Source organism: Gemmiger formicilis (assembly GCF_016901605.1).
In the GTDB taxonomy this organism is placed as follows: domain Bacteria; phylum Bacillota; class Clostridia; order Oscillospirales; family Ruminococcaceae; genus Gemmiger; species Gemmiger formicilis_B.
This window is the reverse complement of the sequence record NZ_JACJKP010000761.1, coordinates 1-222: the sequence shown is the minus strand read 5'-3', so window position 1 is coordinate 222 and position 222 is coordinate 1. Positions and strand designations below refer to the sequence as shown.

1 protein-coding gene is annotated in these 222 nt (G+C 58.6%); it reads right to left on the bottom strand.

The features are described from left to right. Window positions 1–91: 91 nt before the first annotated feature. The gene (locus H6B10_RS19115; protein WP_430661786.1) at window positions 92–217 is read right to left on the bottom strand and encodes a transcriptional repressor; all 126 of its coding nucleotides are present in this window, start codon (window positions 215–217) and stop codon (window positions 92–94) included. Between the last annotated feature and the right edge of the window lie 5 nt (window positions 218–222).

Sequence of the window (222 nt, the reverse complement as noted above, 5' to 3'; positions counted from 1 at the left end):
TGCCCCAAATGCCGCGCCAAAAATGCGCAGTGAATCCCGCGCCGTACGGCCATGCTTGCCGTGCGGCGCGTTTTGCTGTATACTGGCCTTATTATAAAGGAAACGGGGTACAGTCGTAGCGGTCCGGGCCGCCGGCCATTTCCAGGTGGGCAACTTCCCCGTCACGCTCCATCATTTTCAGATTGCGGTACACGGTACCGCGTGCAATGTGCGGCATTTGCT

Bases quoted from the DNA above. Each gene is read 5' to 3' on its own strand.
- H6B10_RS19115 (WP_430661786.1), bottom strand. From the start codon at position 217: ATGCCGCACATTGCACGCGGTACCGTGTACCGCAATCTGAAAATGATG.